General features: G+C 73.3%; 9 protein-coding genes. 6 read left to right on the top strand and 3 right to left on the bottom strand.

Features of this window, described 5'->3' with window-relative positions; genetic code table 11:
- The 6 genes from GQQ92_RS05160 to holA all read left to right on the top strand — a co-directional run.
- Window positions 1-743: ATP-binding cassette domain-containing protein (locus GQQ92_RS05160; protein WP_156998086.1), on the top strand; the 743-nt coding region annotated here is incomplete at its 5' end.
- 9 nt (window positions 744-752) lie between these two features.
- Window positions 753-2,276, top strand: a complete 1,524-nt coding sequence (locus GQQ92_RS05155) for an anthranilate synthase component I family protein (protein ID WP_156998085.1) — start codon at window positions 753-755, stop codon at window positions 2,274-2,276.
- A gap of 82 nt (window positions 2,277-2,358) precedes the next feature.
- Window positions 2,359-4,926, top strand: a complete 2,568-nt coding sequence (leuS, locus tag GQQ92_RS05150; protein WP_197738074.1) for a leucine--tRNA ligase — start codon at window positions 2,359-2,361, stop codon at window positions 4,924-4,926.
- Window positions 4,927-5,017: 91 nt separating this feature from the next.
- Window positions 5,018-5,776: a ComEA family DNA-binding protein gene (locus GQQ92_RS05145; protein ID WP_232057497.1), complete on the top strand. Its 759-nt coding sequence runs from the start codon at window positions 5,018-5,020 to the stop codon at window positions 5,774-5,776.
- Entirely contained in the window at window positions 5,777-8,125 is a 2,349-nt protein-coding gene (locus GQQ92_RS05140; RefSeq protein WP_156998084.1) for a ComEC/Rec2 family competence protein, read from the top strand.
- Between the two features lie 23 nt (window positions 8,126-8,148).
- On the top strand, window positions 8,149-9,186 hold the full coding sequence (gene holA, locus GQQ92_RS05135) for a DNA polymerase III subunit delta (RefSeq protein ID WP_156998083.1): 1,038 nt from the start codon (window positions 8,149-8,151) through the stop codon (window positions 9,184-9,186).
- Window positions 9,187-9,567: 381 nt separating this feature from the next.
- Here the strand turns inward: holA and rpsT are convergent, their stop codons facing one another.
- From rpsT to GQQ92_RS05120, 3 genes are all read right to left on the bottom strand, one after another.
- Entirely contained in the window at window positions 9,568-9,828 is a 261-nt protein-coding gene (rpsT, locus tag GQQ92_RS05130) for a 30S ribosomal protein S20 (protein ID WP_156998082.1), read from the bottom strand.
- 373 nt (window positions 9,829-10,201) lie between these two features.
- Window positions 10,202-10,897 carry a response regulator transcription factor gene (locus tag GQQ92_RS05125; protein WP_156998081.1) on the bottom strand — a complete coding sequence of 232 codons (696 nt, stop codon included), beginning with the start codon at window positions 10,895-10,897 and terminating at the stop codon, window positions 10,202-10,204.
- Window positions 10,894-12,135, bottom strand: coding sequence for a sensor histidine kinase (locus GQQ92_RS05120; protein WP_156998080.1), 1,242 nt, complete (start codon window positions 12,133-12,135; stop codon window positions 10,894-10,896). Before GQQ92_RS05120 ends, GQQ92_RS05125 begins: the two co-directional genes overlap by 4 nt.
- Window positions 12,136-12,183: the final 48 nt, after the last annotated feature.

Genomic DNA, 12,183 nt, shown 5'->3' with positions numbered 1-12,183 from the left:
CCGAGCCGCCCGCCGGGGACGCACCGCCGGCGCTCCGTCTTCGGGGGGTTCGGGCGGCCTGGCCGGAGAGCGCGCCGCCGGCCGGGTCCGTCGGGCCCGCCGGAGCGGCCGGGCCCGCGGCATCCGCGGCGCTCTCGCACGTGGACCTCGACCTCGAACCGGGGGAGTGCCTGCTCCTCCGCGGCCGGTCCGGCGCCGGCAAGACCACGCTCGCGCATGTGCTCGTGCGCTTCCTCGACCACGAGGGCTCGTATCGGCTCGGCGGCGTCGACGCCCGCACGCTCGACCCCGACGCCGTCCGGCGCATCGTCGGCATCGTCGAGCAGCGGCCGTGGCTCTTCGACGAGTCGGTGCGCCAGAACCTGCTCTTCGCGCGCGAGGCCGCGGCCGACGAAGACCTGCTGCACGCCCTCGACCTCGTCGGCCTGCGCGAATGGGTGCTCGATCGCGGCGGACTCGACGCCGGCGTCGGCGAACGCGGTTCGCTCGTGTCCGGCGGGCAGGCGCAGCGCATCGCGCTCGCGCGCGCGATGCTCGCGGGCTTCCCGGTGCTCGTGCTCGACGAGCCGACGGCGAACGTCGACGCCGCGCAGGCGGACGCGCTGCTGCGCGACCTCGTCGCCGCCGCGCGGCGCGACGGGAGGAGCGTCCTCGTCATCTCGCACGCCCCCGTCGCCGGAGACCTCGTCGACCGCGAGGCGACCATGGACGCGGGGCGGCTCGAGGCGGGCGCCACGACATAGGGTGAGAGGATGCCGCGCCGAATCCGACGCCGCCGGCTCGACGGGTGGATCGCTCCGCACCTGCTGTTCCGCGCGCTCTACTCCGAGGCCGCCCACGCGGTCTGGCTCGACGGCGGGTCGGATGCGTCGTCCGGCCTCAGCATCATGGCCGCCGCGCACGCCGGCAGCGAGTTCGTCACGGCGGATGTCGCGGCCGGCACGGTCTCACGCGGCCGCCCCGCGGCATCCGATCGCCCGAGCACCACGGCCGCCACGGTCGACGAGGTCCTCGCCGTGCTGGGCGAGCGCCTGGGCGGCGAACCCGTCGACGAGTACGACGGCGGCGAGCGAGCCGACGGGCCCGGCGCGCTGCTCGGCTGGTACGGCTGGTTCGGCTACGAGTTCGGCGCGCGCGTCGTCGGCGTGCCCGCCGCCGCGACGGACGCGCCCGACGCCGCGTGGCTCTGGGTCGACCGGGCCGTCGTGTTCGATCACGCGGAACGCTCCGCCGACCTCGTGTGGCTCGACGAGTCGGACGGCGGCGACGACCGTGGCGCCGACCGCGGCGCCGGATCGGCCGAGGACTGGGCCGAGGAGGTGCTCGACGTCTGGTCCCGCCTCGCCGAGGGCGCCTTCCCCGACCTCCCGCCCGACGGGCCGTCGGCGGATCCGTCTTCGGGGGAGCCGGCCGCGCCCTCGGCCGAGCAGGCGGCACCCGAGGTGCGGTGGCGCCACGCGCCGCGGCAGTACGCCGCGCTCATCGCCGAGTGCCAGCGTGCGATCCGCCGCGGCGACGCGTACCAGCTCTGCCTGACGAACCGCATCGACGTCGACGCCGCCCCCGACCCCGCGAGCGCCTACCTCGCGTTGCGCGCGTCGAGCCCCAGCCACCACGGCGGGTACCTCCGCTTCGGCGACCACGCGCTGCTCAGCGCCTCGCCCGAGCTGTTCCTGCACGTCACGCCCGACGGGGTCGTGTCGACGAAGCCGATGAAGGGCACACGGCCACGCCACACCGACGCCGCGCACGACGAACGGCTGCGCCGCGAACTGCTCGCCAGCGACAAGGAGCGCGCCGAGAACCTCATGATCGTCGACCTCATGCGCAACGACCTCGGCCGGGTCGCCGAGCTCGGCAGCGTCGAGGTGCCGAGCCTGCTCGCGGTGGAGGAGTACCCGCACGTGCATCAGCTCGTCTCGACGGTGCGCGCCCGGCTGCGGCATCCGCTCACCTCCCTCGACGCCGTAGAGGCGTCGTTCCCCGCAGGCTCGATGACGGGAGCGCCCAAGCACAGCGCCATGCGCATCCTGCACGAGCTCGAAGGGGGGCCGCGCGGGGTGTACTCGGGCGCGTTCGGCTACCTCGCGATCGACGGCGCGGTCGACCTCGCCATGGTGATCCGCTCGATCGTGCTCGGTCCGAGCGGCGCCTCGATCGGCACGGGCGGCGGCATCACGGCGCTCTCCGTCGCCGAGGAGGAGATCGAGGAGACCCGGGTGAAGGCGCGGGCGCTGCTGGCGATCCTGGGCGCGGCGGGCGCCCAGCCCGAGTGAGTAGGCTTGTCTCTCGGTGCGTCGACGTCTGGCGTGCCCTGGAGCTTTCGCGGGCAACCGCATCGACACGATTGAGAGTCACGTGGCACACGATCAGCACGAGGTCGACCCCGGCGCATATGACTTCGCCGCCATCCAGGCGAAGTGGCTCCCCGTCTGGGAGGAGGCGAAGCCGTTCGCGGCCGGTCGCCCCGGTGACACGAAGCCGCGCAAGTACATCCTCGACATGTTCCCGTACCCGTCGGGCGACCTGCACATGGGCCACGCCGAGGCGTTCGGCTACGGCGACACCGTCGCGCGGTACTGGCGCCACCAGGGCTTCGACGTGCTGCATCCCATCGGCTGGGACTCCTTCGGCCTGCCGGCCGAGAACGCCGCGATCAAGCGAGGCGTCGATCCCCGTGGGTGGACGTACGAGAACATCGAGCAGCAGAAGCGCTCGTTCCGTCAGTACGCGCCGTCCTTCGACTGGTCGCGCGAGCTGCACACGAGCGACCCCGAGTACTACCGCTGGAACCAGTGGCTGTTCCTGAAGCTGTACGAGAAGGGCATCGCCTACCGCAAGGCCGGCCAGGTCAACTGGTGCCCCAACGACCAGACGGTGCTCGCCAACGAGCAGGTCGTCGACGGGCACTGCGAGCGCTGCGGCGCGGTCGTCACGAAGAAGGCCCTGACCCAGTGGTACTTCCGCGTCACCGACTACGCCGACCGCCTCATCGACGACCTCAACCAGCTCGAGGGCGCATGGCCGTCGAAGGTGCTCTCGATGCAGCGCAACTGGATCGGCCGGTCGGCCGGCGCCGACGTCGAGTTCGAGATCGAGGGCCGCGAGGCTCGCATCCCCGTGTTCACGACGCGCCCCGACACGCTGTTCGGCGCGACGTTCATGGTCGTGGCACCCGACTCCGAGCTCGCCGCAGAGCTCGCGGCCGGGGCATCCGACGAGGTGAGGGCCCGGTTCGAGGGCTACCTCGAGTCGGTCCGCGCCGAGAGCGACATCGACCGCCTCTCGACCGACCGCCCCAAGTCGGGCGTGTTCCTCGAGCGCTACGCGATCAACCCCGTCAACGGCGAACGCCTGCCCATCTGGGCGGCCGACTACGTGCTCGCCGACTACGGCCACGGCGCGATCATGGCGGTGCCCGCGCACGACCAGCGCGACCTCGACTTCGCGCGCGCCTTCGACCTGCCCGTGCGCGTAGTCGTCGACACCAACCAGCCCGTCACCGGCGTGATCCCCGTGATCCCCCTCGACGAGAACGGCGTGCCCTACCTGCCCGACGACCTGCCACCGCTGAACCCCGCCGAGACCGGCGAGGCGCTCACCGGCGAGGGTCGGCTCATCAACTCGGGATCGCTCGACGGGCTCTCCAAGTCCAATGCGATCCGCCGCGTGATCGACCTGCTCGAGCAGCGCGGGCTCGGCCGCGCCTCGAAGAACTACCGCCTGCGCGACTGGCTCATCTCGCGCCAGCGCTACTGGGGCACGCCGATCCCGATCATCCACTGCCCCGACTGCGGCGAGGTCCCGGTTCCCGAGAGCGAGCTTCCGGTGCGACTTCCGGATGCCGCGGGCCTCGACCTGAAGCCGAAGGGGTCGAGCCCGCTCGGCGCCGCCGAAGACTGGGTCAACGTCGCGTGCCCGAACTGCGGGGGAGCGGCGCGGCGCGACTCCGACACCATGGACACGTTCGTCGACAGCTCCTGGTACTACCTGCGCTACCTCAACCCGAACGACGAGGGCGTGGCGTTCGACCCGGCCGAGGCCGAGAAGTGGGCGCCCGTCGACCAGTACGTCGGCGGCGTCGAGCACGCGATCCTGCACCTGCTCTACTCGCGCTTCATCACGAAGGTGCTCTTCGACGAGGGGTACCTGAGCTTCACCGAGCCCTTCACGTCGCTGCTGAACCAGGGCATGGTGCTCATGGACGGCTCGAAGATGTCGAAGTCGCGCGGAAACCTCGTCGAGTTCGCCTCCGAGTTGCAGGCCCACGGCACCGATGCGCTGCGCGTGACGCTCGCCTTCGCGGGGCCTCCCGAAGACGACATCGACTGGGCGGATGTCTCGCCGACGGGTGCGGCGAAGTTCCTCGCCCGCGCGTGGCGCATCGCCGGCGAGGTGACCTCGAGCCCTGACATCGAGTGGAAGTCGGGCGACGCGGGCCTGCGCCGCATCACCCACCGGCTGCTGGCCGACGCCCCGGGTCTCGTCGAGGCGTTCAAGTTCAACGTCGTCGTCGCGCGTCTCATGGAGCTCGTCAACGCGACGCGGAAGGCGATCGACTCCGGGGCGGGTGCGGGCGACGCCGCCGTCCGCGAGGCGGCCGAGGTCACCGCGATGATCCTCGACCTGTTCGCGCCGTACACCGCCGAGGACATGTGGGAGCGTCTCGGCTACGAGCCCACCGTCGCCCTCGTGCCGTGGCGCAAGGCCGACCCGGCGCTGCTCGTCGAAGAATCCGTGACCGCCGTGGTGCAGGTCGACGGCAAGGTCCGCGACCGGCTCGAGGTGTCCCCGAAGATCTCCGGCGAAGAGCTCGAGTCGATGGCGCGCGCCTCGGCCGCGGTCGCGCGCTCGATCGGCGACCGCGAGATCGTGAACGTCATCGTGCGCGCACCGCGCCTCGTGAACATCGCCACGAGGGGCTGAGCGCTCCTCCACAGCGCTGCCTTCGCAACGGCCGTCCGGGGCTCGCACCCGGGCGGCCGTCGTGCGTTCCCGGCGGTCGTAGCGTGCGGGCATGCCCGCACGTGCCGAAGCCGATCCTCCGTCGCGAACCCCTGACGTCCCGACCGACCCCTTCGACGCGCTCGATCCCTCGGCCCGGCGCTCCGGTCCGCGCGTGCGCATCGCCGTCGGGGCGGCGGTCGTGCTGTTCGTCGGGGCCGTCGCGGTCGCCGCGGTCATGTCCTTCTTCGCGGGCGGCGGCGGCGAGCAGGCGGCGATCGCGCCGTCCTCCTCCGAGCACGGTGCCGCGGGCGGAACCGGTGCGGCCGAGGACGCCCGTGCGGGTCGGGGGCCCGGAGAGGCCGGCGAGCCCGGTGCCGACGTCGGCACGACCCCGCTCCTCGTGCACGTGCTCGGCGCCGTCGCCCGGCCGGGGCTCGTCGAGCTCGCCCCGGGCGCCAGAGTGGTCGACGCCGTCGCCTCCGCCGGAGGGTTCACGGCCGAGGCCGATCCGGCGGGCGTCAACCTCGCGCGTCCGGTGGTCGACGGCGAGCAGCTCGTGGTGTTCGCGGTCGGCGAGGTTCCGCCTGCGGCGGCCTCCGGCGGCGGCGCCGCGGCATCGCCGGGCGCGGCATCCGACGGCCTCGTGCACCTGAACACGGCAGGGCTCGCCGAACTCGACACGCTCCCGCGCATCGGCCCCGCGCTCGCGCAGCGCATCCTCGACTACCGGGAGGCGAACGGGCCCTTCACGAGCATCGACCAACTGCTCGACGTCGCGGGCATCGGCGACGCCGTCTTCGCCGGACTCGCCGAACTCGTGGCGCTCTGAGTGCGCGATCTCAGGCTGCTGGCGCCCGCGTGCGCCGCATGGGCCGCCGCGTGGATCGCGGTGGCCGGGCCCGACCTCGGGGCCGGCCCGGCGCTCGTGCCCGGGGTGATCTGGGGCGCGGCATCCGTCATCCTCGTCATCCTCGGGGTGCTCGTGCTGCGTTCGGGGCGCCGGCGATCCCTCGTCGCGATCGCGGCGACGCTGCTCGTCGTGCTCGCGGCCGCGGCGCTCGTCTCGACCGCGGCGGCGGTCGCGCTCGCGAACCGAACCGCCTCGCCGCTCGCCGCGATCGCGTCGGACCGCGGCGCGGCCGAGGTCGTGCTCGAGGTGACGAGTCCGCCGCGGCCGATGCAGGCCGCCGTCTGGGAGGACGAGACGCCGCGCATCCGGGTCGACGGCACGGTCGTCGCCGTCGACGGCCGCACCTCGAGCCCCGTTCCGGTGACGGTCGGGCTCGCCGCCTCCGAGGGCGTCGAGTGGGGTGCGCGCATCGCATTCAGGGCCCGGGCGCAGCCGCTGCCCGCGGCCGAGCCGAACGCCTTCCGCCTCACCGGCCCCGCGGAGGTTGAGATCCTCGCCGCACCGCCGCTCTGGCTCAGCTGGGCCGGCGACCTCCGCCGAGGATTCAACGTCGCCGCAGCCCGGCTCGGCGGCGACGGCGGCGCGCTCGTGCCCGGGCTCGCGATCGGCGACACCTCCGCGGTCGGGCCGGCGCTCGACGCCGCGATGAAGACGAGCTCGCTCAGCCATCTGACCGCGGTCTCCGGCGCCAACTGCGCCATCGTCACCGCCGCCGCCTTCGGCCTCGCCGCCCTCTGCGGGCTCGGGCGGGGCGCGCGTGTGGCGCTCGCCCTGACGGCGCTCGCGGGCTTCGTCGTGCTCGTGACGCCCCAGGCGAGCGTGATCCGGGCAGCGGTGATGGCCGTCGTGATCCTGATCGGCCTCGCGCTGGCGCGGGGCGGAGGCGGCGTCTCAGCACTCTCGCTCGCCGTCGTGGTCCTCCTCGCGCAGAACCCCTGGCTCGCACGGGACTACGGCTTCGCGCTCTCCGCTGCGGCCACGGCCGGTCTGCTGCTGCTCGCGGCCCCGCTGGCGCGCAGGCTCTCCGACGTCATGCCGACGTCCCTCGCGGTCGTGCTCGCGGTCCCGATCGCGGCACAGCTCGCGTGCCAGCCGGTGCTCGTGCTGCTCGACCCGTCGATCGCCCTCTACGGAGTGCCCGCGAACCTGCTCGCCGCACCGGCCGCACCCGTCGGCACGGTCGTCGGCATGATCGGATGCCTCGTGCTGCCGGTCCTGCCCTCGGTCGGGTACGCGCTCATGCAGGTCGCGTGGGTGCCCGCGACATGGATCGCGCTCCTCGCGCACGGCGCGTCCGCCCTGCCCGCAGCTCGTCTTGCGTGGCCGGCCGACGCGGTCGGCGCGCTCCTGCTCGTGGTCGCGACGGCCGCCGGGCTCTGGCTCGCGCTCGCCCGTGCGGGGCCCGGCCCCGCACGTCGTCTCGTCGCGGGGCTGCTCGTGCTGCTCGTCGCGGTTCCCCTCGGCGTCGCCGTCGGGCCGGGCCTCGTCGCGAGGGCGCAGCATCCGCCCGACTGGGATGTCGCCGACTGCGACGTCGGGCAGGGCGACGCCGTGCTCGTGCGGTCCGAGGGCGCGACCGCGCTCATCGACACCGGGCCCGATCCGGAGGCCCTCACGCGATGCCTCACGCTGCTCGGCGTCGAGCGCATCGACCTGCTCGTGCTCACGCACTGGGACGCGGACCACGTCGGCGGCAGCGACGCGGTGCTCGGCCTCGTCGACACCGTGATCCACGGACCGCCCGACGGGCACCGCTCGGCGAAAGTGCTCGACGCCCTCGACGCGTCCGGAGTCGATTCCGTCGAGGTGACGTCCGGCATGCGCGGCACGCTCGGCGAGTCCCGCTGGCGGGTGCTCTGGCCGCCCACTGGGGCGCAGCCCGGCAACGACGCGAGCGTCGTCCTCCAGCTCGACGGCGCTTCCGGCCGGGCGATCTTCCTCGGCGACCTCGGCGAGCAGGCGCAGGCCCGCATGTCGGCCTCGGCCGAGCCCGGCCCGGTCGACCTCGTGAAGGTCGCCCACCACGGCTCCGCGGATCAGAGCGCACGGCTCTACGAGCGGCTGCACGCCACGGTGGGCATCATCGGCGTGGGTGCCGACAACGGCTACGGGCATCCCGCCGGCGACCTGCTCGACCTGCTGGACCGCGTCGGCACGGCCGTCGTCAGGAGCGACCGCACGGGCACCTCGCTCCTGACGGCGGACGGCAGCGGCGGGTACCGGCTGTGGGTCGAGCGCGGCTCCGGTGATGTCGCACCCCGACCGTAGACTGGACGCGAAGAGGAGGTGCCGTGGCGGCTCGAACCGGTGCACGTGGCGCGTCGCGTGCGAGCGCGGCGGCGATTCCGCAGCTCCCATGGAACCAGGTGCGCCCCGCGCCCGTGGTGCTCATCTCGGGCCCCGAAGACGTCCTCGCCGATCGAGCGTCGAGCCTGCTGCGCGATCTCCTCCGCAGCGAAGATCCCGACCTCGAGGTCAGCGAGATCTCGGGCGACGCCTATCAGCGCGGCGAGCTCATCACCCTCGCGAGCCCGTCGCTCTTCGGCGAGGCGCGGCTCATCCGCGTCGACGGCGCCGAGAAGGCCACCGACGACCTCATCCTCGACGTGCTCGATTACCTTCCGCAGACCGCCGAGGCGACGACCGTGGTCATCCGCCACCGCAGCGGGGTCCGCGGCAAGAAGATGCTCGACGCGATCCGATCCGGCCAGGGCGGCGCGATCGAGATCGTGTGCGCCGAGCTCAAGCGAGAGTCCGACAAGCAGGAGTTCGTGCAGGCCGAGATCCGCGCCGCGGGGCGCAAGATCGCCCCCAAGGCCCTCCGCTCGCTCGTCGCCGCCTTCAGCGACGACCTCGGTGAGCTCTCCGCCGCCTGTCGGCAGCTGCTCGCCGACACCCCCGGAGACATCACCGAGGCGGTCGTCGCGAAGTACTACGGCGGTCGGGTCGAGACGAACGCGTTCGAGGTGGCCGACGCGGCCATCGCCGGTCGCCACGGCGACGCGCTCGTGGCGCTTCGACACGCCCTCGACAGCGGCGCCGATCCGGTGCCCATGGTCGCGGCGTTCGCGATGAAGATCCGAACCATGGCCAAGGTGTCGGGCGTCCGCGGGGGCGGTCAGGCCGCCTCGTCGCTCGGGCTCGCACCCTGGCAGGTCGATCGCGCGCGACGCGATCTCGCCGGATGGAGCGACGAGGGACTGCAGCGCGCGATCGTCGCGCTCGCGCGCACCGACGCCGCGGTGAAGGGCGCCGAACGCGACCCGGTCTTCGCGCTCGAGCGGCTCATCGGCGTCATCTCCGCACGCGGCCGCGACCTCGCCTCCTAGGCGCTCTCGGCCGCGTCGCTACGCGACGTGTCCGTGTCGCGTCGCGTCGCGTCGAGACGCGACGTCGCGAGTGCCCGACGGTGCGCCCGCGCGCATGTGCCCGACGGTGCGCCCGCGCGCATGTGCCCGACGGTGCGCCCGCGCGCATGTGCCCGACGGTGCGCCCGCGCGCGCGTGATGCGCGGCACCTGCCCTCTGCGCTCTCGCGTGGTGACGGGATGCAGGAGAACGGGACCCATCCCCGCTGTGGGCGGGGGATCGGGCCGAGTCTCCTGTACGACGAGGAGCGGAGGTCGATCGCGTGGGCGTCGCGCTGGTGATGCGCCCCTGAAACGACGAACGCCCCGCACGAGTGCGGGGCGTTCGGTCGAGCGGCGTGCGTCAGAGCGCAGCAGCCTGCTTCGCGATGGCCGACTTGCGGTTCGCGGCCTGGTTCTTGTGGATGACGCCCTTGCTGGCGGCCTTGTCGAGCTTGCGGCCGGCGACCTGGACGGCCGAGGCGGCCTTGTCCTTGTCACCGGTGGCGATGGCCTCGCGAGCGGCGCGGACGGCGCTCTTGACCTCGCTCTTGACGGCCTTGTTGCGCTCCTGCGCCTTGAGGTTGGTCTTGATGCGCTTCATCTGCGACTTGATGTTTGCCACGTGGTTCGTCTTTCGTTCTTGTGCGGGTACCGGATGTGCCGAGCGAAGGTAGAGGGGCCTCGCGCGGCGAATCGTGCGGGGTGGGACCCACACGCAAGCCAACAGGCAACGATACCAGCATCGCGCGCGCGGCACCAATGCGTGGGTCTCGGGGCGGTGTGCTCCGGCGCGCTCTGCCACTGATGCCAGGGTGGCATCAGTGGCAGAGCGATGAGAAGGGTCCGCCCTCGTCGATCGGACGACGGGGTGTCCGCGACCGGCTTCGCCGGGCGGGTCTCGGCGGGTGGTCCGTGCGGGTGGGGCGTCGTTCGGGGGCGCGCGGATGGGCGCGCGGGCGGCCGCGGGCGTCGCAGCGTCCGTCAGCTCGAGCGCGTCAGGTCGAGCGGATCAGCCCGAGCGTGCGTGCGCGCGCCACCGCGGCCGTGCGCGAGCCGACCTCGAGCTTGGCGAAGATGTGCACGAGGTGCGACTTCACGGTCGCCTCGCTGAGGAAGAGCGTCTTGCCGATGTCGCGGTTGGAGTTTCCGCCGGCGACGAGCTGGAGCACCTCGACCTCGCGACCCGTGAGGCGTTCGACGCCGGAGTTCGCCTCGAGGCGGGAGGACACGCCCGGCGCGAAGGCCGGTTCGCCGCCGGCGGCGGTGCGGATCGCCTCGACGAGCTCGGCGGGCGGGGCGTCCTTCAGGAGGTAGCCGCTCGCGCCGGCCTCGATCGCGCCGAGGATGTCGGCGTCGGTGTCGTAGTTCGTGAGCACGAGCACGCGGGGTGCGCCTGGCGCCGACCGGATGTGCCGGGTGGCCTCAGCGCCCTGCATGCGCGTGGGGAACTGCAGGTCCATGAGCACGACGTCCACGTCGCCGTGGCTCGCGCGCTGCACCGCGGCATCCGCCGTGTCGACGTCGGCGACGACCACGAGGTCGGACTCGGACTCGAGCATGGCCCGTACGCCGGCCCGCACGACCGGGTGGTCGTCGGCCAGCACGAGCCGGATGTGGCTGCCCGCGCTGCCCGCGGCGCCCGCGCCGGGCGTTCCGCCGGTGCCGGCCGCGGAGCCCGCTGCGCCGCTCATTCCGCCGCCACCGGGATGCGCACCGAGATCGCGGTGCCGTCGCCCGGACCCGACTCGAGCTCGATGGTGCCGCCCTCGCGTTCGGCGCGTTCGCGCATGGCCCGCAGGCCGAAGCGGATGCCGGCGTCGGCGGCGGCGACCTCGGCGGGGTCGAATCCGATGCCGTCGTCGACGATGTCGAGCGCCACCTCGTCGCCCAGGTAGCTGAGCGTGAGCTCGGCGCGGGTCGCACGCGCGTGGCGCAGCACGTTCGCCAGGGCGCCCTGCGCGATGCGGAGGAGCGTCGCGTCGATCGCCATCGGCAGCGTGACGGGCGTGCCGCTCGTGGAGTACGAGACCCGCGTGGCCGAACCGGCCTGCGACGCCTGCTCGTCGACCGTCGCCGCGAGTCGTCGGAGCGCGGCGGGCAGCGTCTGCTCGTCGAGCGACGGCGGGCTGAGCTCGCGGATGAAGCGCCGGGTCTCGGCGAGGTTGTCGGACGCGGTGGCCCGTGCGAGTTCGAGCTTCTCGCGCGTGGCCCGGTCGTCGATGTCGCGCTCGGCGGCGTGCAGCAGCATCTGGATGCTCGACAGGCCCTGTGCGACGGTGTCGTGGATCTCGCGCGCGATGCGCTGCCGCTCGGCGAGGGTTCCGGCCTCGCGGCTCGCGGCGGCGAGCTCCTCTCGCGTGGCGATGAGGTCGAGGATGAGCGCCTGGCGGTCCTTCGTCTCCTGCGCCATCGCGCGGTAGCCGAGGCCGATGACGATCGCGACGCCCGCGCTGATGAGCGGCCCGAGCACGGTGCCGACGGCGAAGCCGAGATGCGTGGCGGTGCCCCAGACCGAGAGGCCGAAGGTGAGCACCACGAGCGGCACGGCGAGCGGTGCGGCGAGCACGTGCAGCTCGAGGAAGAAGAGCGGGAACGCGAGGAACGCCGCGTCGGGGGTGATGGCCGACATGCCCACCCAGAGGGCGAGCAGCGCCGTGAGCCAGACGACGCGCGCCCACTGCGGGAGGTTGCGGTGCGCGGCGGCGACGCCGGCGCCGTAGCAGGCGAGGAACGCGACGGTGAGCACCGTGACCGGCACCTCGGAGGCCTCGTCGGCGAGCAGGGCGCGGATCATCACGAACAGGGCGAGCCCGACGACGAGCACGTGCAGGCCGAACCGCAGCGTCACGAAGACGGGTCGGAGGGCGAACGGCGCCACGCGCCCGAGCTCGAATGCGGGCGCTGGCGATGGGGCTGCGGACACGGTCATGGTGCGAGCCAGCGTAGCCGCACGCCCCTCGGCGAGGCATCCGTCGAA

The organism is Agromyces terreus (genome assembly GCF_009749465.1).
Taxonomy (GTDB): domain Bacteria; phylum Actinomycetota; class Actinomycetes; order Actinomycetales; family Microbacteriaceae; genus Agromyces; species Agromyces terreus.
Note: the sequence above shows the minus strand (reverse complement) of the source record. Positions and strands in the feature narration are given on the sequence as shown.